Origin of the sequence: Virgibacillus salexigens (assembly GCF_000723585.1) — a bacterium.
GTDB classification, from domain to species: domain Bacteria; phylum Bacillota; class Bacilli; order Bacillales; family Amphibacillaceae; genus Virgibacillus; species Virgibacillus salexigens.
The window spans coordinates 1,784,437-1,806,895 of the sequence record NZ_CCDP010000001.1 but is presented as its reverse complement, the minus strand read 5'-3'; the positions used below and the strand labels follow the sequence as shown (position 1 = coordinate 1,806,895).

The 22,459-nt window shown below is 35.8% G+C and carries 22 protein-coding genes and 2 tRNA genes; 3 read left to right on the top strand and 21 right to left on the bottom strand.

Features of this window, described 5'->3' with window-relative positions:
- Positions 1 to 30: 30 nt before the first annotated feature.
- The 5 genes from hemB to hemA are packed head-to-tail and all read right to left on the bottom strand — an operon-like array spanning position 31 to position 4,934.
- A complete protein-coding gene (gene hemB, locus BN990_RS08235) occupies positions 31 to 1,011 on the bottom strand; it encodes a porphobilinogen synthase (RefSeq protein WP_038243380.1) in 981 nt (326 codons plus the stop codon).
- On the bottom strand, positions 1,011 to 1,781 hold the full coding sequence (locus BN990_RS08230; protein ID WP_021290963.1) for a uroporphyrinogen-III synthase: 771 nt from the start codon (positions 1,779 to 1,781) through the stop codon (positions 1,011 to 1,013). The genes hemB and BN990_RS08230 overlap by 1 nt, the downstream gene beginning before the upstream one ends.
- On the bottom strand, positions 1,781 to 2,710 hold the full coding sequence (hemC, locus tag BN990_RS08225) for a hydroxymethylbilane synthase (RefSeq protein WP_021290962.1): 930 nt from the start codon (positions 2,708 to 2,710) through the stop codon (positions 1,781 to 1,783). The genes BN990_RS08230 and hemC overlap by 1 nt, the downstream gene beginning before the upstream one ends.
- A 19-nt stretch (positions 2,711 to 2,729) precedes the next feature.
- Positions 2,730 to 3,548: a cytochrome c biogenesis protein CcsA gene (gene ccsA, locus BN990_RS08220; RefSeq protein WP_031335481.1), complete on the bottom strand. Its 819-nt coding sequence runs from the start codon at positions 3,546 to 3,548 to the stop codon at positions 2,730 to 2,732.
- Between the two features lie 15 nt (positions 3,549 to 3,563).
- A complete protein-coding gene (hemA, locus tag BN990_RS08215) occupies positions 3,564 to 4,934 on the bottom strand; it encodes a glutamyl-tRNA reductase (RefSeq protein WP_038243376.1) in 1,371 nt (456 codons plus the stop codon).
- 271 nt (positions 4,935 to 5,205) lie between these two features.
- On the opposite strand from hemA, the gene BN990_RS08210 reads away from it, so the two are divergent.
- Positions 5,206 to 5,688 carry a LiaI-LiaF-like domain-containing protein gene (locus BN990_RS08210; protein WP_021290959.1) on the top strand — a complete coding sequence of 161 codons (483 nt, stop codon included), beginning with the start codon at positions 5,206 to 5,208 and terminating at the stop codon, positions 5,686 to 5,688.
- A 192-nt stretch (positions 5,689 to 5,880) separates the two neighbouring features.
- On the opposite strand, the gene BN990_RS08205 is transcribed toward BN990_RS08210, so the two are convergent.
- From BN990_RS08205 to BN990_RS08170, 8 genes are all read right to left on the bottom strand, one after another.
- A complete protein-coding gene (locus BN990_RS08205; protein WP_038243373.1) occupies positions 5,881 to 6,618 on the bottom strand; it encodes an amino acid ABC transporter ATP-binding protein in 738 nt (245 codons plus the stop codon).
- 23 nt (positions 6,619 to 6,641) lie between these two features.
- Positions 6,642 to 7,262, bottom strand: a complete 621-nt coding sequence (locus tag BN990_RS08200; protein WP_051170067.1) for an amino acid ABC transporter permease — start codon at positions 7,260 to 7,262, stop codon at positions 6,642 to 6,644.
- Positions 7,263 to 7,362: 100 nt separating this feature from the next.
- Complete coding sequence (locus BN990_RS08195) at positions 7,363 to 8,160, bottom strand: transporter substrate-binding domain-containing protein (RefSeq protein WP_038245060.1); 798 nt, start codon at positions 8,158 to 8,160, stop codon at positions 7,363 to 7,365.
- A gap of 292 nt (positions 8,161 to 8,452) precedes the next feature.
- A complete protein-coding gene (gene yihA, locus BN990_RS08190; protein WP_021290955.1) occupies positions 8,453 to 9,040 on the bottom strand; it encodes a ribosome biogenesis GTP-binding protein YihA/YsxC in 588 nt (195 codons plus the stop codon).
- Positions 9,021 to 11,357, bottom strand: coding sequence for an endopeptidase La (gene lon, locus BN990_RS08185; protein WP_038243370.1), 2,337 nt, complete (start codon positions 11,355 to 11,357; stop codon positions 9,021 to 9,023). Before lon ends, yihA begins: the two co-directional genes overlap by 20 nt.
- Before the next feature lie 244 nt (positions 11,358 to 11,601).
- Positions 11,602 to 12,882 (bottom strand): ATP-dependent protease ATP-binding subunit ClpX, encoded by a 1,281-nt coding sequence (gene clpX, locus BN990_RS08180; protein ID WP_021290953.1) that lies wholly within the window; start codon positions 12,880 to 12,882, stop codon positions 11,602 to 11,604.
- A gap of 408 nt (positions 12,883 to 13,290) precedes the next feature.
- Complete coding sequence (gene tig, locus BN990_RS08175) at positions 13,291 to 14,577, bottom strand: trigger factor (RefSeq protein WP_021290952.1); 1,287 nt, start codon at positions 14,575 to 14,577, stop codon at positions 13,291 to 13,293.
- A 124-nt stretch (positions 14,578 to 14,701) separates the two neighbouring features.
- Complete coding sequence (locus BN990_RS08170; protein ID WP_038243367.1) at positions 14,702 to 15,685, bottom strand: tetratricopeptide repeat protein; 984 nt, start codon at positions 15,683 to 15,685, stop codon at positions 14,702 to 14,704.
- Positions 15,686 to 15,912: 227 nt separating this feature from the next.
- Here BN990_RS08170 and BN990_RS08165 point away from each other — a divergent pair, with 227 nt between their 5' ends.
- Both BN990_RS08165 and BN990_RS23360 read left to right on the top strand, forming a co-directional pair.
- On the top strand, positions 15,913 to 16,512 hold the full coding sequence (locus BN990_RS08165; RefSeq protein WP_038243364.1) for an HD domain-containing protein: 600 nt from the start codon (positions 15,913 to 15,915) through the stop codon (positions 16,510 to 16,512).
- Between the two features lie 193 nt (positions 16,513 to 16,705).
- Complete coding sequence (locus BN990_RS23360) at positions 16,706 to 16,831, top strand: hypothetical protein (RefSeq protein ID WP_021290949.1); 126 nt, start codon at positions 16,706 to 16,708, stop codon at positions 16,829 to 16,831.
- 294 nt (positions 16,832 to 17,125) lie between these two features.
- Here BN990_RS23360 and BN990_RS08160 read toward each other — a convergent pair.
- The 8 genes from BN990_RS08160 to BN990_RS08125 all read right to left on the bottom strand — a co-directional run bounded on the left by BN990_RS08160 (position 17,126) and on the right by BN990_RS08125 (position 22,175).
- Positions 17,126 to 17,199: transfer RNA gene (locus BN990_RS08160), tRNA-Arg, on the bottom strand.
- Between the two features lie 14 nt (positions 17,200 to 17,213).
- A tRNA-Gly gene (locus BN990_RS08155) sits at positions 17,214 to 17,287 on the bottom strand.
- A gap of 164 nt (positions 17,288 to 17,451) precedes the next feature.
- Entirely contained in the window at positions 17,452 to 17,961 is a 510-nt protein-coding gene (locus BN990_RS08150) for a metallophosphoesterase (RefSeq protein ID WP_038243362.1), read from the bottom strand.
- Between the two features lie 17 nt (positions 17,962 to 17,978).
- A complete protein-coding gene (locus tag BN990_RS08145) occupies positions 17,979 to 18,581 on the bottom strand; it encodes an XTP/dITP diphosphatase (RefSeq protein WP_021290947.1) in 603 nt (200 codons plus the stop codon).
- Positions 18,582 to 18,583: 2 nt separating this feature from the next.
- Complete coding sequence (gene rph / locus BN990_RS08140) at positions 18,584 to 19,345, bottom strand: ribonuclease PH (RefSeq protein WP_021290946.1); 762 nt, start codon at positions 19,343 to 19,345, stop codon at positions 18,584 to 18,586.
- 235 nt (positions 19,346 to 19,580) lie between these two features.
- A complete protein-coding gene (locus BN990_RS08135) occupies positions 19,581 to 20,657 on the bottom strand; it encodes a GerMN domain-containing protein (protein ID WP_021290945.1) in 1,077 nt (358 codons plus the stop codon).
- Between the two features lie 92 nt (positions 20,658 to 20,749).
- The gene (gene racE, locus BN990_RS08130; RefSeq protein ID WP_021290944.1) at positions 20,750 to 21,574 is read right to left on the bottom strand and encodes a glutamate racemase; all 825 of its coding nucleotides are present in this window, start codon (positions 21,572 to 21,574) and stop codon (positions 20,750 to 20,752) included.
- Between the two features lie 148 nt (positions 21,575 to 21,722).
- Entirely contained in the window at positions 21,723 to 22,175 is a 453-nt protein-coding gene (locus tag BN990_RS08125; protein ID WP_038243360.1) for a MarR family winged helix-turn-helix transcriptional regulator, read from the bottom strand.
- Between the last annotated feature and the right edge of the window lie 284 nt (positions 22,176 to 22,459).

Below are 22,459 nucleotides of genomic sequence, written 5' to 3'. Positions count from 1 at the left end.
AAAATCACCTCATTAACGTTTAATTCGTAATTATTGATTCAACCATTTGGCTGCATCTTTTGCAAAATAGGTAATAATTAAATTTGCTCCAGCACGTTTCATGGATAATAATTTTTCCATAACTAGCTCTTTCTCATTAATCCAACCATTTTGTGCCGCGGCTTTTACCATTGAATACTCCCCACTTACATTATACGCAACAACAGGAACATCAAATTGATTTCGAACTTCTCTTACAATATCCAAATAAGATAAGGCTGGTTTTACAATAAGAAAATCTGCTCCTTCTTCAACATCTGCTTTAGCCTCCCGCATAGCTTCTAATCGGTTGGCTGGATCCATTTGATAGGTTTTACGATCACCAAACTGTGGAGTACTATCAGCAGCATCTCTAAAAGGACCATAAAATGAAGATGAATACTTTACTGCATAAGACATAATTGGGATATTCGTAAAGCCTGCCTCATCTAAAGCTTGACGAATGACAGTTACAAACCCATCCATCATATTAGAAGGAGCAATGATATCTGCACCGGCTTTTGCTTGGGATACAGCTGTTTTAGCTAATAAATCCAGTGAAGCATCATTATCTACCTCATGACGGTGAATAACACCACAATGACCATGAGACGTATATTCACATAAACAAGTATCAGCAAGAATTAACATCGCCGGAAATTCCGCTTTAATCAAACGCGTTGCTTCCTGAACAATTCCAGTTTCAATAAAAGCTCCAGTTCCTTGTTCGTCTTTTTCCTTTGGAACACCAAATAACATCATCGCTTTTATTCCGAGCTCGTCTAATTCTGTTACTTCATTTAAAAGTAGGTCTAAAGAAACTTGGAAAACGCCGGGCATGGATGGTACTTCCCTCTTCAACTTTTCGCCTTCAATCACAAACATGGGATAAATTAAGTCATCTACACTTAACTGTGTTTCTCTAACAAGCGAGCGCATGGATGCCGAACTTCTTAATCTACGATGTCTAGCAAAGCCTTTTATATCTGTCATCATTTCTTCCCCTTCCTTATTATATCTTCTTGTATACGAGCGATCATACCATCTATTGTATATTCACTTGGCATTAAAATAGATGAAAAACCTAACTCCTTGGCACGTTGTTTCGTTGTTGAACCAATACAAACACAGGTTGCTGCCACATCCATTGTCGTCATTTCCACAAATGATTCAACTGTAGAAGGGCTTGTAAACGTAATATAATCAATTTGACTATTTAATAATTGCTCTCGCAGTTTATTCTTCATACTATAATTAGCATGTGTTTCATAGACTTCCATAGCTGTAAATGCCTTCTCAGCTGCTTTTAATCGATTCGGCAATACATCTCTTGAACGGTTCCCTCTAACAAGTAATATAGACGTGGCATCGGGATAGCTTGTTAGGAATTCTTCAGCCATCGTGGCTGCATTATAAGTACTTGGTATAAAATCCGCTTTTCTACCGTATAAAATCAATGTCTCTTCCGTTTTTCTACCAACCACTGCGATATTTTTCGTATGAAGTATATCTTGATTCACTTGATAGTAGTTAGCAAGCTGAAAGAAGCAATCTACACCATTGGAGCTTGTAAATAAAATCCAATCAAATGTATCTAACCTTTTAAAGTCTAAGTGATTTTCCTTTGTTTTACTGCATTCAATTCGCAATAGCGGAATTTCTATTGGAACGCCGCCCAACTGCTTTATCTTTTCTGAGAAAGCAGCTGTCTTCTTTTTTTCCCTTGTAATGAGAATCCGTTTATTTTGTAACGGGAAACTCATTACTGATCAAGCTCCTCTTTAACTTGATCAATAATTTCTTTAGCACCTTGTTTCATTAGTATTTCTGCTGCTTCTCTGCCAACCGATTCAGGATCTGTACCACGAACAACCTCTTTTAAAATCGTCTTCCCATCAGGTGTACCTACAAGTGCAGTAAGCACAATCGTATCATTTTCTAAATAAGCATAGCCTCCAATTGGAACTTGGCAACCACCTTCTAATAAATGGAGGAAGGTGCGTTCTGCTTTTACAGTACGTGCTGTGTATTCATTATTGATTCGTGCTAGTAGATCCCGCAGTTCCTTATCATCTTCGCGACATTCAATTGCTAATGCCCCTTGTCCAACTGCAGGCACACACACATCCGGCTCTAAATACTCTGTGATTAACTCTTCACTTAGCCCTACACGTTTCAATCCAGAAACCGCTAAGACGATAGCATCATAATCCTCTTCTCTTAGTTTACGAATGCGAGTTTCAATATTCCCCCGTATCCACTTAATCGTTACGTCTGGTCGTGCTGCTAAAATTTGTGCTGCACGGCGTAAACTACTCGTTCCTACAATAGCGCCTTCTTTAAGATCATGTAAAGAAATATTACCTTTCGAAATAAATGCATCTCGATGATCCTCACGTTCAGGAATAGAAGTTATTACAAGCCCTTCTGGCATTGTTGATGGCATATCCTTCATACTATGTACAGCTAAATCAATTTCTTTATCGTACATTGCCTGTTCTATTTCTTTCACAAATAAACCTTTTCCGCCTACTTTAGAAAGCGTTACATCCAGTATACGATCACCTTTCGTTACAATTTTTTTTACTTCTATTTCGTTGTCTATACCAGCTTGTCTTAATCTGTCTATTACCCAATCTGTTTGGGTTAATGCCAGATTACTTTTTCTTGATCCAATTACAATTTTACGCAATGTACTTCCTCCTTAACAGTTAAAAGTGAAAATTCGATAAGGTACTAAACAAAAAGAAATTGATGAGCAACAAGAGAAATGCTGCAGTATTGTACATAGCTGTTGCTTTCCCTTTGTAGTTGTTTATTAATCTTAAGATCAAATATACGATATAAACGCCTAAAACAAAAAACGAACCAATCGTTTTCAGGTCTAGCCAGTAAAATTCAGCGTTCGAAACATATGCCCAAACTACACCTAATATGATGGCAATTAGCAATAAAGGTACTCCAATGGTTACGGATTTAAAAGAATAGTCATCTAACCGATTCAAATCACCAAATCGCCACATCCATTTAAACCCTTTTTTTCGTTTTAATAGTTGATATTGAATAATATACATAAATGATAATAAAAACGAGAATGTAAAAAAACCATAGGATACAATTGCAATTGCTATATGCGTTACTAAAATTTCATGTACTAGCTGAACCCCATGCGTATCTAAATTTTCCTGAGCATTCAATAGCAAATATAATAATAGAATAAAAAAACTAAAAACATTTGTAAAAAATACAATGAAATGTACAGCGAAAAATTTATTTGCAAGTAATGAGATTGTCACTAATACCCAAGCATAAAGAAATAAACTATCATTCAGCGTTATTATTGGAAAATTATTCTTAATGAATACTTCATACAATAAAAAAACGGTTTGAATAATCCAAACCATACTAAGCAACCAGAAGGCGATGCGATTGACCCTCCGGTTGTCTTGAATAAAGTCAATAAAGTACCCAATCAAGCTCAATCCATAGATAATCAGTATGAATTCATAAAGCCATTTCAGTTCCATCATACTAGAATCCTTTCATTAAATGGTCTTTATTTTATCTAACAACGAAAAGGATACCTCTTTTTTCTTCATTGCTGTAGCTGTATCATTTTTTTTTGATTGTTTTTCTAGTTCAGCCTGTACTTCTTCCTCAATACCAAAAATATCAATAAAAAGTTGTAATGTTTCATCTGCTTTTTCTTTCGCAGCTAATTCTTTTGCCTGTGTAACAGGTTCCTTAAGTAATTGATTCACAATACTTTTTGTGTGTTTATTAATCACTTTTCTTTCTCTTTCTGTTAAATCAGGAATCTTTCTTTCAATACTTTTGACAGTTTCAGCCTGGATAGAAAGTGCTTTCTGTCTTAGGGCCGATATAACGGGTACAACCCCTAATGTTTTTAACCAGTCCTTAAATGCAACAATCTCCGCTTCAAACAGTAATTCAATCTCCTCAGCAGCAGATTTTCTTGCTTCTAAATTCTCGTCTACAATATGTTGTAAATCATCAATATCATATAGAAAAATATGATCCAGTTCGCTAATGCTTGGATCAACGTCTCTAGGCACTGCAATGTCCACTAGAAATAATGGTGAACCTTTACGTTGCTTTTGAATAGGTTCGATCATCTCTTTTGTTAATACAACAGAATCAGAACCTGTTGATGTTAACACAATATCGGCAGTCTGCATTACTTGAGATAAATTATCCATCGATTCAGCACCAGCATCAAATTTTAATGCTAGAGCTTCCGCTTTTTCTTTTGTACGATTCACTACAGTTATTTGGGATACTCCAGAGCCTTGAAGGTTCTTCGCAGCTAATTCCCCCATTTTACCGGCACCTAAGATGACGACATGTTTCTGGTGCATATCACCAAAGATTTTTTTGGCTAACTCAACCGCAGCGTAACTTACTGAAACTGCATGTTCACCAATAGCCGTATCCTTTTGCACTCGTTTGCCAAATGTAATAGCCTGTTTAAACAATTCATTAAAAATGGTACCTGTCGTTTGCATTTTTTGTGATGTAAGGAAAGCTTGTTTCACTTGTCCTAAGATCTGCGTTTCTCCTAATACCATAGAATCTAGACCGGTAACAACACGAAAAAGATGTTCCAGCGCACCATCATCTTCTGTAATTCGTAAGAAAGGGGTAAATTCCCCCTTATCTACATCAAACCAGTTCGACAAGAATTGCTTAATATAGTAACGTCCAGTATGAAGTTGATCAACTACAGCATAAATTTCGGTCCGATTACATGTTGAAATAATCACATTTTCTAAAATACTCTTTTGATCTTTTAGTGCAGCCATTGCTTGATGAAGATCTTCTTCTGAAAATGCGAGCTTTTCCCTTATTTCAACAGGGGCTGTTCTGTAATTAAACCCTACTTTTAATATATGCACATTATCTACCCCCAAAAATCCTTAACTCATCCATTCATTCATTATAACTTATTATCATTAAAAAATAAAAAGTTTTACTTAATAATTAATATAAATTAAAGCCTTTACTAATTACCATTATAACATGTAAATTTAATTACAATTTCTTAAAATGTGAACATAATCTGAAACAATATGGTAGGATAAACCGTATATGATATAACTCGACTGTACTTTATCATAATGGCCATTAAGAAGCAAGAATCTGATACAGCAACACTGAGGTGATACTTTGAAAAAACAACACACACTTGCAGCTTATTTATTAATTGGAATTGGGATATTTTTTTTATTACAACAATTAAAGATCCCCATCTTTTCTAATTTTTATTCATGGCAAACAATAATCATTCTAATTGGGCTTGTTTTACTTATACATAGTTATGCTACAAAGAATTACCATAATCTTTTTAGTGGAACCATTGTTTTAGGGCTTGGCATTCATTTTTACGGGCTTAGTTATTATTCCTTTTGGATAGATCATTGGGCAATGTATGTACTAATTGTGGGAATTGCATTTATTATTCGTTTTCTACAAACAAAAGAAGGACTTTTGCCTGGTATCCTCCTTATTGGTTTTGCAATTATCATGCTATTTTCTATTCAATTGCCGGTATGGTTAAATTGGATTTACGTGATTATTGATTTTATGGAACGATTTTGGCCAATTATATTTATCGTTTTAGGATTGTATTTGTTAAAACGAAAAAAGTAGCCTGAAAAAAATGCAAGTATATCATAAGCCAATTGGATGGCGCTTTCCACTACCAAAGGCGGTTAAGGCCGTGCTCTAGTAATTAGCATTTGAACGAATAAACGATAAAATCCCAACTACGATCCGTATTCATATGCTCGGATGATAGTTGGGATATTTCTTATCTAAATCACTTTTGTTTCGGGCTCTTTTCTACAATACAGAGCTTAAAAATGCTTGGGTCCTTAATTCTTGTGGATAATCAAATACTTCTTTCGGTGTACCTGCTTCCACAATTCTTCCTTCATGCATATAAATTACCCAATCTGCTACTTCTCTTGCAAACCCCATTTCATGTGTCACAATAACCATTGTCATGCCCTCTTTTGCTAATTCTTTTATCGTTCCTAGAACTTCCCCAACAAGCTCTGGATCTAAAGCTGAGGTAGGCTCGTCAAATAACATCACCTTTGGGTTCATTGCGAGAGCTCTTGCTATAGCTACACGTTGCTGCTGTCCACCAGAAAGTGTTGAGGGATAGACATGAAGTTTATCACCCAATCCGACTTTTCCTAATAGTACTTTTCCTTCACTTACTGCCTGTTGTTTACTTTTACGCTTGACATGTGTAGGCGCTTCAATTATATTCTGCAGTACTGTCATATGGGGAAATAAATTAAAATGCTGAAAAACCATTCCTATTTTTTTACGAATCGTATTAAGATCATGCGTATTTTGTTCTATTCGTTCTCCATCAATTATAATATGCCCGCTATTTTTCAATTCTAAAAAGTTTAAACAGCGTAACAAAGTACTTTTTCCTGAACCGCTAGCTCCAACTAGTACAACGACTTCTCTTTCTTTCACTGTCAGGTTAATATCTTTCAACACCTGCAGATTTCCAAACGATTTGTTTAAGTTATTTACCCGTATCATTTCCATTGTATTCATTCATTTTTTGCCTCCCATACGATTTAGTCACTTTTAGCCAGTTTCTTTTCTGTTATGTTCACAAAATATGTAAGTATTAGGACAATGATCAAATAATAAATAGCTACAGTAATAAAATAAGGTAAATAATCAAAACTATTTGACCCCATCGTACTTGCTACTCCAAATAGATCTTGCATGCCAATAAATGAAATTAATGAGGAATCCTTTATACCAATGATGAACTGATTACCTAAAGAAGGAATTGCTCGTCGTATCGCTTGTGGTAAGACAATTCGTCTTATGGTTAAGCCACTACTCATACCAAGAGATCGCCCTGCTTCAATCTGCCCTTTATCAATGGATTGTATTGCACCACGAATTATTTCGGCTATATATGCGCCACTATGAAAAGCGAGTCCAGCTACACCTGCCCAAAACATTGGGATAAGCAGAAGATCTGTCAAGCCATAATACAAAATAAAAATTTGTACAATTAATGGTGTCCCTCGAACAATCCAAATGTATGCATCCGCTACCCATTTTAAAATCCTTATATTTGAAATTTTTAGGATGGCAAAAAACAACCCTATGATTAACGCAATAATTAAAGAAACGACAGATAATTTAATGGTAATCCATAAACCTTCCATAAACACATCCATACTACCAACAAATACATCAAAAAAATGTCCGATTGCTGAAAGAATCTTTATCAACCCCTTTCATACCATAAGAAATGTGCGCAAATAACGCACATTTCTTTTATTGCTCTGCTTCTTTCTTTTTAGTAATGTCTCCACCAATCCATTCTTTCGATAGTTCCTCTAATTCTCCGTTTTCTTTCATTTCCTTTAATACCTCATTAACTGCTTCTAAAAGTGCTTCATTTTCCTTTGAAATAGCAATTGCTTGTTCACTGATACCTAGTTGAATTCGACTTTCTACATTCAATCCATTATCGATAGCATTAAACCCTGTTACATCATCGGTAATAACTGCATCATGATGTCCCTTTGCCAAGGATTGAAGAGCTACAACGTCACTATCTACTTGAGGAATATTATCGGTATACTGTTTAGCAATTTCAATGTAAGTAGTTCCTCTTGCTACCGATATCTCCTTCCCTTTGAGGTCATCTGCAGATTGAATATCGCTATCTGGCCTAGTATAGATTACTGGACCTGAATAATAATAAGGTTTTGAAAAATTCACCTGTTCCAGACGTTCCTCTGTAATCGTATGACTTGCAACTGCAATATCATACCTCCCCTCAGTGACCCCTGTTACTATTCCCGCAAACTTCGCTCGCTGAGGATTTGGTTCTAGTCCTAATTTGTTAGCTATAGCTTTACCAACAGCTATGTCATAACCAACCATTTCGGTTCCTTCCATATAACTAAATGGTTTGAATTCGCCAGAAGCTGCAAAAGTTAATTTGCCTTCTTCAATTAAGGAATACTCATTATTGTTTTCCGTATTTCCATGGGAAGAAGATTCCGTTCCACAAGCGGAAATAAAACAGATGAATAATAGCATAATCAACATATTCCGTTTTTTCATTGAATACACCCTTTCTTTTTCTACCTGCGTTAAATCCTTATTTGATAAAGTATTAGCATAATTATAACAATTATCTAAAAATTCTTCGAATTCATTTACACCTAGTTTTTTTGCTTTGTATTCAAAAAACTTTGAATTACCTTGTATTCCCTTCGCTTCCCTCACATATACCTAAGCATCCTTTGAGATACCTTAACTATGCCTTCGTTTCGATACCTTCCCAAAAAAACCCGTAAAGGAAACAAAAATCATCTTGTTCCTTTACGGGCTTTTCTTTTTTAGAAATGTTTGCTTACAGTCCCATATATTCTCTTAAAATGGACCATGCCTCATCTTTTCCCTCCCCTGTTTCTGCAGAAAAGGGTAATAAAATATCTTCGGGTTCTAGATCGAATAGGTTTTTTGTACGTTTCAAATGTTTGGCACGTTTACTTTTTGGTACTTTATCCAATTTTGTTGCAATTACCACAACTGGAAGGTCATAATATTTTAAATAATCGTACATCTGAATATCATCATTCGTAGGTTCATGGCGTACATCTGTAATAAGCAGAACTGCCTTTAAGGAAGATCTTTTTTCAAAATAGGTTTCCATCATCTTACCCCATTTTTGCCTCTCTTTTTTTGAGACTTTCGCATAACCATAACCAGGTACATCCACAAAATAGAAAGCTTCATTAATTTTATAAAAATTAAGTGTTTGTGTTTTTCCTGGTTTAGAAGATGTTCTAGCTAAATTCTTCCGATTAATTAATTTATTAATAAACGAAGATTTGCCTACATTAGACCGGCCAGCTAAGGCTACCTCCGGTAATTGATCAGTTGGATATTGTTTTTCACTTACAGCACTTATGACAATTTCAGCGTTTGTTACTTTCATCCATATCCCCCACTAACGCATGTTCTAATACTTGGTCTAAATGGTTTACCGGAATAAATGTTAAGTCATTTCGAACACTTTCAGGTATTGATTCAATATCTTTTTCATTTTCTTCTGGCATGATAATCGTAGTAATCCCAGCTCGATGAGCACTTAGGGACTTTTCCTTTAAGCCGCCAATTGGTAAGACCCTTCCTCTAAGTGTGATCTCCCCAGTCATTCCGATTTCCTTTTTTACAGCTCGTCCTGTTAATGCAGAAACAAGGGCTGTAGCCATTGTTATGCCAGCAGATGGTCCATCCTTTGGTGTTGCACCTTCAGGAACATGAATATGAATATCACGTTTTTCGTAAAACTCTGGATCAATGTTTAAATCATTAGCACGAGATCGAATATAACTAAATGCCGCTTGTGCAGATTCTTGCATAACATCACCTAACTTACCTGTTAAGGTTAGCTTTCCTTTACCAGGGTAATGAGAGACCTCAATCGATAGGGTATCTCCTCCTGCCGCAGTATAAGCTAGTCCAGTTGCAGCACCTACCTGATCTTCCTCTTCCATTAATCCATATCGATAGATAGGTTTACCTAATAAATCCTCTATGCTTTTTTCAGTCACAACAACACGTTTTTTTTCATTCGATATAATTATCTTAGCTGCCTTTCTACACAATGTTGCTAATTGTCTTTCCAAATTACGTACACCAGCTTCTCTTGTATATGTACGTATTAACTTCATTAACGCTTGATCACGTAGTTGTAAGTCACCTTTTGTTAGCCCATTTTCCTTTAATTGCTTAGGTAGTAGATGCTGTTTTGCAATATGCTGCTTTTCTAATTCCGTATAACCGGCAATTGAAATGAGTTCCATTCGGTCTAGCAGTGGTCCAGGAATATTATTTACATAGTTAGCCGTAGCAACGAATAAAACATTTGATAAGTCATAGGTTTCTTCTATGAAATGATCGCTAAAATTACTATTCTGTTCTGGATCTAGTACTTCTAGTAATGCAGAAGACGGGTCACCCCGAAAATCGTTAGCCATTTTATCAATTTCATCTAAAAGAAAGACTGGATTAACCGACTTCGCTTTTTTCATGCCTTGAATAATTCTGCCGGGCATCGCACCGATATATGTTCTCCGGTGACCTCTAATTTCTGCTTCATCACGAATTCCGCCTAATGAAATTCGTACAAAATTTCTATTTATAGAACTGGCTATAGATTTAGCTAGCGATGTCTTACCAACTCCAGGTGGACCTACTAAACAAAGGATTGGCCCTTTAATTGTTTGCGTAAGTTTTTGTACAGCCAAGTATTCAAGAATTCTTTCCTTTACTTTCTCTAATCCATAATGATCTCGATCTAATATCGCTTCGGCATGTTTTATTTCGATTGTATCTTGTGTCTTTTCTATCCACGGTAATGCTAATAACCATTCAATATAATTTCGAATTACCGAGCTTTCAGCTGAGCTTTGTGGTACTTTCTCATATCTATCCAACTCTTTTAGAGCAACATTTCTAATATGCTCCGGCATATCAGACTGCTCAATCTTTTCTTTCAGTTGACCTACTTCGCCAGTTTTGCCATCCTTTTCTCCAAGCTCTTTTTGAATTGCCCTCATTTGTTCTCTTAAATAGTATTCTTTTTGTGTTTTTTCCATTGATGTCTTCACACGTTGTCCTATTTTCTTCTCTAAATCGAGTACCTTTTTCTCATTAGTAATGCTCGTAATTAATTGCTGCAGTCTGTCTTTCACATTTGGTGTTTCCAAAAGTTCTTGTTTTTCTTTTATTTTTAAGGACAAATGAGAAGTGATCATATCCGCTAATCTGCTTGGCTCATCAATATCTGAAACCGTATCAAAAGTTTCATGTGTTATTTTTCGAGATACTTTACTATATTGTTCAAATTGATCTAGAAGAGATCGCATTAATGCTTCCTCTTCATGCTGATCACCTTGAATATCTTTTAACTCTTGAATTTCTACAATAAATTCATCCTGCTGTTCAATATAACGAATGATTTCTCCTCGATAGACCCCTTCCACTAACACACGCATCGTTCCATTTGGAAGCTTAATCATTTGCTTCACAGTTGCTAGTGTACCAATAGAATAAATATCTTTTGGTTCTGGATCCTCCAATCGAACTTTCTTCTGAGCAGCTAGAAAAATCTGCTGGTCATCCATCATTGCCTTTTCTAATGCAGCAATTGATTTCTCTCGCCCTACATCAAGATGCAATACCATTGATGGAAATACTAACAGTCCACGTAAAGGTAGGAGGGGAAGTTGCCTGTTATCATTGGTCATCGTATGTACCTCCAAATATTATGTAATGTAATTATTTATATCATATGTTCTTAAAGTTTATATAAAAGAATTTTATTTGTAAATTATTATCATACGTCATATTCGATTTTTATTAAGCTGTTCTTATCATTCGTTCGCCATATAAAAATATACGAAATATCATGAAAAGAGACCGACTCGTTACTAAGAACATGTAATAAAGTCAGTCTCTTCACATCATTATTTAAATTAGAATAGATTACTGTTACGCACTCTCTTTCGGATGTTTCTTATTACCTTCCATTACGGTACCATCACGATAAACCAACTTCGGACTGCCATTCTCTTCTTCCACGGTTTTCTTCGTAATAATACATTTCTCAATATCTTCTCTTGATGGTAAATCAAACATCACATCAAGCATAATACCTTCGATAATGGAACGTAGACCTCTAGCACCCGTTTTACGTTCTATCGCTTTAGCAGCAATTTCCCTTAGTGCTTCATCTTCAAATTCTAGTTCTACATCATCCATTTGAAATAGCTTTTCATATTGTTTAACTAATGCATTTTTTGGTTTAGTTAAAATTTCTATTAAGGCTTCTTCATCTAATGGAGTTAGACTTCCTACAACAGGAATTCGGCCAATAAATTCAGGAATTAATCCATAACGAAGGAGATCTTCTGGAAGTACTTTTGCTAGCAACTCTCCCATTTCTAAGTCCTGCTGCTTCTCGTTTGCACCAAATCCAATTACTTTTTTACCAAGACGACGTTTAACTACCTGATCGATGCCGTCAAATGCTCCACCGACAATAAATAGAATGTTAGTTGTGTCGATTTGAATAAATTCTTGATGTGGATGTTTACGGCCGCCTTGTGGTGGTACACTTGCAACCGTTCCTTCTAGAATTTTAAGTAAAGCTTGTTGTACACCTTCACCCGAAACATCTCTAGTAATTGAAGGGTTTTCCGACTTACGTGCTACTTTATCAATTTCATCAATATAAATAATTCCTTTTTCTGCTTTTTCAACATCGTAATCGGCAGCTTGAATTAGCTTAAGTAGAATATTCTCTACATCTTCCCCGACATAACCTGCTTCTGTAAGCGAAGTTGCATCTGCCATGGCAAATGGCACATTAATAATACGAGCTAACGTTTGGGCTAGCAATGTCTTCCCACTACCTGTCGGCCCAATCATAGCGATATTACTTTTTGATAATTCCACATCATCTGCTGTATTCTTTGTTGTATTAATACGCTTGTAGTGATTATAAACTGCAACAGAAAGATTCTTTTTCGCTTTATCTTGACCAATTACATAATCATTTAGGATTTCACAAATCTCTTTCGGCTTTGGGATTTCTTTTAGTTCTGTTTCCTCTTCGGTTCCCAATTCCTCTTCTACAATTTCTGTACAAAGTTCAATACACTCATCACATATATAAACGCCTGGTCCAGCAACTAACTTTCGAACTTGATCCTGGCTTTTACCGCAGAACGAACATTTCAATTGCCCTTTTTCTTCATTAAATTTAAACATTCCATTTCACCCCTAAAAGTTTAAATCTGCTCCTACGCATTTCACGCTAGGTTTCAACTTTTATAGTCATCATATCAGATCGAATTTAAAATACAAAACAATAAACCTTTTTTAAAGTTAATTTGTATCGTATATACATTGTTATCTGTATTCATTTACCATAAATAAGTGATCTAATATGGACTTGTTCCCATCATAAATTAATAAGTAAGGATTGACTTCTAGCTTTTATTGTTACTTAACATTAACACATACTATTACTATATGTTAATTCTTTAAATAAAGTCGCTAAAATTACAATTCCTCAAAATCGTTTGTATTAAAAATAATGGAAAACAAGGTGCGAACGCATCGCACCTTGTTTTAGTCTTTGCCTTATCTCGCATGATCTAAACCTTATAATAAGATTTAAACAGCTTTGCTGTGTTCTACAAGGAAATCAATGGCTTTTCTCATTTTTAAATCACCTTTAATTGCGTCCGTATTACCACCAAGCATTTGCTTTAGCTGCTCTACTTCTGCACCATACATAGAAGCCATTTTTTCAAGTTCTGCATCTACATCTTCTTCAGAAACTTCAAGACCTTCTTCGTCCACAATTGCTTCTAATGTAAGATTTGTTTTTACTCGTTTCTCAGCATCTTCTCTCATTTGTTCTTTCAATGCAGCTTCATCTTGACCAGAGAATTGAGAATACATTTCTAATGTCATGCCTTGCATCTGCAGACGCTGTTCAAACTCTTTTACCATTTGGTCTAATTCCGTATCCACCATTGCCTCTGGAACTTCAGCTTCAGCATTATCGCTGGCTTTTTCAACTAATGTTTCACGTTTTTGGTTTTCGACATCCTGTTTCTTCTGTTCAAGAAGTTGTTCTTTTTTCTTACTTTTCAATTCTTCTAGCGTTTCAACTTCATCATCGAGGTCTTTAGCAAACTCATCATCAAGTTCAGGAAGTTCTTTGTATTTCACTTCATGGATCTTCACTTTGAAGGTTGCTTCTTTACCAGCAAGGTCTTCTGCATGATAATCTTCAGGGAAGGTCACAGAAACTTCGGTGTCTTCTCCAGTTTCTTTGCCAATTAATTGTTCTTCAAAGCCTGGGATAAATTGACCAGAACCGATTTCTAAGGAATGATTTTCACCTTTTCCACCTTCGAAAGCTTCTCCATCAACGAAACCTTCAAAGTCGATAACAGCTGTATCTCCTTCTTCAATTTTTCCTTCTTCTTTTACAACTAATTCAGCATGATGTTCGCGTTGATGTTCTAAATCATGTTCCACATCTTCATCTGTAACTTCTACAGATTGATCTTCCACTTCAAGTCCTTTATATTCACCAAGTTTTACCTCTGGTTTAACGGTAACTTTTGCTGTAAAAACAAGTGGTTGCCCTTTTTCAATTGTGTCAATATCAACATCTGGTTGTGCTACTGGTTCAATGCCTGTTTCTTCAACTGCTTGCATATAAGCATCTGGAAGTACAATGTCAACCGCATCCTGATATAGTGCTTCTACTCCAAAACGTTTTTCAAAAATCCCACGCGGAATTTTACCTTTACGGAATCCAGGAATTTGAACATCTTTGGATACTTTTTTAAATGCTTGATCCAATGCTTTGTCAAATTCTTCAACACTTACTTCAATCGTAAGTACTCCTTCATTGCCTTCTTGTTTTTCCCATTTCGCTGACATAAAAATTCCCTCCAAAATCTATTATATCCTTCATATTTCACGTTCATTATTATATAATGATCTAAATTTACAACCATCTTATTATAACATAATTACTATGCCTTTCAAGCATTTAACGACATTCTTAGCTTTCTTCTATAATACTTTCATATAGTGTTTCACATAGTTCGATCTCTTCTATGTAATGCCTATTTTCGATAGACGATTCTTCCCTGGTGGGAGATGGAATATTTAAATACGATGAGCCCACATATTTCAATGATTCGGCTATCCATTCAGCATCTTCTTCACCTGGCAAAACCGGAAACCTTACATATAAATAATGATTTAATAGTTTAAGCAATAAGTTATATAAGGAAGGATCTTTTTGTTCCAACTCACCGATAATTAATAAAATCTGCTTAAACAAGATTTGATTATGTATATTGGGAACTTCATCTGGTTTTACATTTAATGCTGTATCCCACTTATGAACCTTCACCTTATCCTTATAGTTAATATCCTGAAGCCAAATAAATACAGCTGTTTTAATGACAGGGTGAATCGATCCCTTCATTAGCAGCGATATGACCTCTTGAGTTGGGTCACTCCTCAATTTCCGCAATTTCTCAAGCAATCGCCATTGTTTTCGATAATCCTCAGCCTCAATTGCTTCATGCAACTCATCTAAATAAGTAGCCGTATGCTCTACCGAAACATCTGCCTTCATTTTACTACTCATCTCATATAATTGCTGAAACTGCTCTTGCATCATGGATGGCACAGCATTTGATTGAAATTCATAGTCTATTTGCTTCATCAATGTATCGTATTGATTGGTTTGAAATAGAATCGTTAAATAAATATGTAAATAATGATAATAATGTTCATCCTTATGTTTTAGTAATTCTTCACATATATCTTGAGCTTCATGATGACGCCCTAATTCCATTAAGCAAATTAGCTTACCACTAATGATTTCATAGCTATCAATTTGGTAACTTAATAACTTATTTAATTTTAACAGAGCGTCTTCATATTTTTTTTCTTTCAGAGCCTGTAAACTCTCTTCTTCTAATACTGTCCTCCATTTCGGAAAAAGAATGACATTTTCTGGCAAGTTCTGCATTGTCTACCTCCTCTCATGCGTGTTTATAGTATTTAATTTTAACATACTAGATATACATTCCCGATGCAAAGAAATTTCAAACTTTAAGCTAAGATGTTCTTCCTTTAAATGGGGAATGAAACGTATCCGCATTATAGCATATAACCAGAATTCAAAGAAATGTGACGTAACGATTACATATGGCTCTAAGAGCATGGTTTGATTATAATAGGGTTAGAGGTGAGAATATGAGTGAAGCATTGAAGCAAATCTATTGGGCCATCAAGCTTGGGGAAAAATTAAAATATGAGTTAAGGCATAGCTGGCTATCAAATGGGCGACAAGAAAGTGTGGCGGAACATACTTGGCGATTATCCTTAATGGCGATGTTAATCGAACCTTACTTAGAGGAAAATATTGATTCTGAAAAGCTATTAAAAATGATCATTATTCATGATTTAGTAGAGGCTGAAGCGAGTGATATCCCTGCTTTCGATACATTAAATAACCCAAAACTCCTTAAGCAGAAACATGAAAAGGAAAGAGAAGCAATCGACCATATAAAGCAAATGTTGCCAGAACCCCTTGGTAGCAATGTTTTCGATTTATGGATAGAATTTGAAAACAAACACACCTATGAAGCAAAAGTTGCCAATGCCCTCGATAAGCTTGAAGCACAAATTCAACATAATGAAGCGGATATAGTTACATGGAAGCCCATTGAATATAAAATGAGTTTTATGCTGGATCAACATACGAATTTTAGCCCGATACTTAGTCAATTCAAAGAACTAATCGAACAAGAAGCAGAAGAAAAGATAAACAAGGCCAATCATCTATCGCCGTAGACTAGCACTAATATGTTAAAGAGAGTGATTTCTGTGTTATTGCTGGTCAGGAATATTACGAATAATGCGAAAACATTTATAATAGGAGTGAAATATGTTTAGTAGTATTTTAATGTTTCTTTAATCTTTTACAGGAAGAGGCTCCTAGCACCTTTACTGCTACTATAACAGTTTAAAAAAGGGGGTAATCAATATGACATTAGTGTTAGCTTCTTTTATTATTTCCCGAGCGGTATTATTTATAGTAGTGAAAAAGAAATATGGGAATCAGTCGAAAGCAATAAAAAATGGCAATAGAAAATCAAAATATGCGACATAGTTAAGGGTAGATCTAAGCAAGAGGTTTCATTCGTATGCATGCAACATCGAATCTTGAGCATTCAAAGCCTAATTAGCGAATGACAGCTCGAGTATAGGGAGTAGGAGTCTTAAATCTAGTATATATAAAATACTTGTATCTGGAATGATGTTGATACAGTAGGAAAAAAAGTTCCGTAAAAGATTTGGTAGGGGAATAACAGATGGTGCAGCAGGTAGACAATAAGAAAACATGCCCAAATGTGTTATTATCACAGTTGGGCATGTTTTCTACCTAATTCATATTTCTTAGTGACGTCCCAGGCAGGATTCGAACCTGCGACCCACAGCTTAGAAGGCTGTTGCTCTATCCTGCTGAGCTACTGGGACAAAATTTTTATGTATGGAGCGGGTGAAGGGAATCGAACCCTCGTCATCAGCTTGGAAGGCTGAGGTTTTACCATTAAACTACACCCGCAATTTTTATGAGATAAACGCTTATAAATTAAGTAATATGTAATGACTCGTTTTTAACGGACAAGAATCATTATATAAACTTATAGGTGGTTTGTCAATACTTTCTAGTAAATCCATTAAAAAACTCATCCATTCTTATTACATTCAATGGATGAGTTTTAAAGATTATAATTTTGCCTCGTATTGTAAGTCATCAATCACCTTACCATCTGCAGTAAAGAACTCAACGGATATCGATGCTTTTGATTCCCATTCCATTATTGCGTATGTTTTTTCTTTACGCATACGTGGAAGCCTAATGCTTCCAGGATTAATCAATAATTGATCTCCTTGTTGTACAGCTCCAGCAAGATGTGTATGGCCAAAACAAATAATTTGAGCACCTAATTCTTCTGCTCGATAAGAAACATGCATCAAATTTGCTTTCACTTGGTGGAGATGGCCATGGACAATGAAAAAGGTTAGTCCATTAATTGATAACATCTGTTCTTCTGGGTACCTTGTATCAAAGTCACAGTTCCCCATAACTGTATAAAATCCAGCCATTGGTGGTTCGTCCAAATCTAACTCCGAATCTCCGCAATGAATTCGATAATCGACATCGTGACGTGCTTTAATCTTGTCTAATTCGTCAGTTAACCCATGGCTGTCACTTAAAATAAGTACTTTTGCCATTGAAATCATCCTATTCCTTAGTATAATGATCGATTTTTACGTATGGTTTCTTCTAACTGTAAGATCGCGTTCTTACGATGGCTAATTTGATTTTTCACTTTCGGAGATAACTCTGCCATCGTTTCTTGATATCCATCAGGAATAAAGATTGGATCATAACCGAACCCATTCTTTCCACTTGGAGCAATTGAAATATGACCATTACATATTCCTTGATAAAATTGGGTTTCTGTGTTTGGCCTTGCAACTGCTAATACACATATAAACCTTGCCGTTCGATCTTTTTGTGGTACGCCTTCTAATTCAGTCAATACTTTGTTTATATTTGCTTGATCATTTTTATCCTCTCCAGCATATCTCGCTGAATAGACACCTGGCCTGCCGTCTAAAGCATCAATAATCAATCCTGAATCATCTGCAAGTACTGGCTGAGATAAGATATTGGCAATGGTTTCAGCTTTTAATGCAGCATTTTGCTCAAATGTTTCACCCGTTTCTTCTACGTCAGGCAGTTCTTCTCGTTCATTCAATGATACAGCAGCCATATCATATGCATTAAAAAATTCTTTAAACTCTGTCGCCTTGCCTTTATTTTTTGTAGCAATAATAATTTGTTTCATTATTACTCTCCTTTTTCGTCAACGAGCTCACCGATGTGATTTGCATACTCACCTAGTGCTTCACGTTGCTTTTCAAATATACGTTGCATTCCTTCATCTGCTAACTGCAACATAGCCTGAAGTTGCTTATTGCTAAACGTGGCTTCTTCTCCCGTTCCTTGAATTTCTACAAATTCACCGGAACCAGTCATTACGATGTTCATATCTACAAGTGCTTGGGAATCTTCTTGATAATTTAAATCAAGGATTTCGCTATTATCAGGTAAAACGCCTACAGAAGTTGCTGCAAGAAAGTCCGTTACTGGCATTTTCTTAAGCGTTTTATTCTCTATTAAAGTCGAAAAAGCTAATACTACAGCTACAAATGCTCCCGTAATCGAAGCCGTTCTTGTACCACCATCAGCTTGAATGACGTCACAATCAACCCATACGGTTCGCTCACCAATACTATCTAAATCAACAACTGACCGTAAAGCTCTTCCAATTAATCGTTGTATTTCCATCGTCCTGCCACTAACCTTACCTTTTGACGATTCTCGTATATTCCGTTGTTCGGTAGCCCTAGGCAGCATTGCATACTCTGCTGTAATCCAGCCCTTCCCTTGGCCACGCATGAATGGAGGAACTCTATCTTCAATGCTAGCATTGCAAATTACTTTTGTATCACCTACTTGAATCAGTACAGAACCTTCCGGATGCTGCAGGAAATTCGTTATGATTGTAATTGGTCGTAAACTGTTACGGTTTCGTTGATCATTTCTCATCTTAACTCCTCCTTCGTTCAATCATTAGCTTAACATATTTTTTATCGAAACCACTATAGAAATACATGCTATACTAATTTATCCATGCATATAGCATAAGATAATTCTTCAAACATGGGATTTGCGCTTATCCCTACGTACCCTCTTTATAATCATCTTATCTATAAGGATATTATTGCCATTTACCTTGAATAAAAGCATAAAAAAAAGAGGCTTGCTGAAAGCCTCGACCTAATTATATTTCTTCCGTAGGAGTAAATTGCTGTTTAGTTACTGGTTCCGTGTAAGCTTCCCCATTTTCATTAACTAGCTGTTCCACATTTTCAACACTTACTTGGACGGCATCGACCCCTTTAACTTCTGTCATCGTACGTACGATTGTTTCCATGACCTCATCAGAAATCACTGCCTTTTCCCCATCTTTTAAAATATCATTATTGAATTGAAGTTGTAAGATACCATCTTTCAAGGATGGCTTACTTGTTAACGTCGTCGTAGGATTAAATACTTGGGTGACATTGCTTTGTACACCTGGCCCATCAACAAGATTCTCTACTATGGCACTTAGTTCATCAGCATCTTGTTTTTGTTCAACATATTGAGTTACCGGTACATAGTAACGATTTTCATCATGTTCCGCAGGGTAAAACATCGTAACCGTTTTACTTTGCATTAAGTCAGAAGTACCTGTATCCGTAACATTGATTCCATTAGCTCTTGAGTATCCTTGGCTGATCGGTGTGCCATTAACTGGCATCTCGCTTAAGGCTTTTCCTTCCATCTGTAATTGAACGTCTTTGACATTTTCAAATTGAGTTAAGGAATAAGTAACTGCCTCAAGTATTTTCTTTTCGTCGTTCGCTTCATAGTTCGAAAATTCTTCAGATAAATTAACAATCATGGTTCCGTCTTCTTGCAGGTCAATTCCCAACACCTCTGTGCCAGCTGGTAACACTGCCTGAAATCCATTTGGCAAGATCTGCGCTACTGGACCATCTTTAACGAGATACTCCAACACTTGGGAAGCTACTTCCTTTGATTCTGGATTTGGCAGTTCTAATGTTTGGGATGCGACCATTCCATTTGCGTCCATAAGATAAAGTTCTCTTGCAACCGTTTCACTCTTTGGCTGCTCGCCTTCTTTAGCATTTTCCTTCTGTTCTCCTGATTGTGAATCTTCCAAGTTATCAACTGGTTCCGCATTTTGTGGCGGATCCATTTCTTCCTTTAATGATTGTTCCCCCTGAAAGCATCCTGCTAATATAACGGACATCGTTAATGTCCCTGCTATTAGTAATCCGCGCTTGTGCATATTTTTCCCTCCTACGATGGTTTGTACTATTATATATACGAGCCTAGAGTGAAAATAGACCAAGCAATGAAAAAAAATACAGGATTCTTTGATCAAGAATCCTGTAATTGATGTAAATTTGCTTGTTCAATTGTAACCATCTGTAAATGGGGTTCTTTAAATATACTTCTTGAAATTTCAATAAAGATTTCTAAATCGCCTGTTGTATAAAACTGATGAACCGGGTAATAATCGTCTTTATTCAACAGGTGATGCACATCTAAAATCGTACTTGTTTCTCTGGCTGTTTCTTCACTTGAAGATATAATTGTTATTTCTTCACCAACAACGGATTGAATCGTATTTTTTAATAAAGGATAATGTGTGCATCCTAATATTAAGGTATCCATTTTACTATATTGCAGTAGTGGAGATAACGTATCTTCTACTACCTCCCTGGCTTGTTGTCCTTCAAGAATACCTTGTTCTACCATTGGTACAAACATCGGACATGCCAGAGCTGATACTTCCAATTCATCTTTTATATTCTTAAGCGCATTGGTATATGCATTGCTCCTAACCGTACCTTCTGTACCAATAATACCTACATGATTGGTCTTCGTAAATTTAATAGCAGCTCTTGATCCTGGCTGAATTACTCCAATTACAGGTATATTCAAGTTTTCTTTTAACGATTGCAATGCAAATGCGGTAGCAGTATTACAGGCCACAACTAGCATTTTAATATCTTTTTCAAGTAAGAAATTAACCATTTCCCAAGTAAATTGCTGGACTTCTTCTTTTGATCTTGGTCCATAAGGGCATCTAGACGTATCACCTAAGTAAATTAATTTTTCTTTTGGTAACTGTCGCATTAGTTCATGTGCTACCGTTAATCCCCCAACACCAGAATCAATGACCCCAATTGCTTGCTTCACCAGTATCGCCTCTTCTTTGAAGTTTTGTTCTCATTACATTCAACCCCATTCCACTCTAACTTCATATAAAGTGAAATTATTGCTGAATGTATCCATTTTACATTGCACTACGGGAAATTGAAATAGCTTCTCTCTTAAAAACTTCTTATTATTTTTTGTCTACTTCTTTCATTTGTTCATGTAGATAGGAAAGCAATTCATGTAAACCTTCAATTTGTTCCTCTGAAAAGTCTTCCAATACTTCTCCTAGATATGCTTGTCGTTTCTCAATAACCTCTTGAATAATTGTCTCCCCTTTTTCCAGTACATGAATTCGAACGACACGTCTATCCTTCGAATCTCGCACTCTTTCAACTAACTTATTTTTCTCCATACGATCAACTAAATCTGTTGTCGTGCTAAACGCAAGGCTAATACGGTTTGACAATTCACCAATCGTCATATCTCCTTCTTCTAATAGCCATTGCAGTGCAACAAACTGTGGAGAAGTTATCGGGTAATTATTTAAAATCTGTCTCCCTTTTTGTTTAATAATTCCAGATATATATCGCATTCGTTTTTCAATTCGATTAATGGCGTCTGATGTTTCGTACGATCTCACAAAGTGACCTCCTACAATAATTACATGTATATAGTTATTTTACATAATGAAACAGACTCCCGTAAAGCAATATTCATTTACAATGAAACATTAGCAGTTCATTCATTTTATTCGAAGATGTATTTTTTGCTAATACAACCAAAATTACCTGCATTATTCTTCGTTTATCGGGTAAATATGGAAGGTAAAAATTCTTTTCAAAGAATTCGTTTGTACCCTGGCAAATGTACGCACCGAATCAATGATTTCACATAAGCTATATTGACTAAATAATTTCCCTTCAT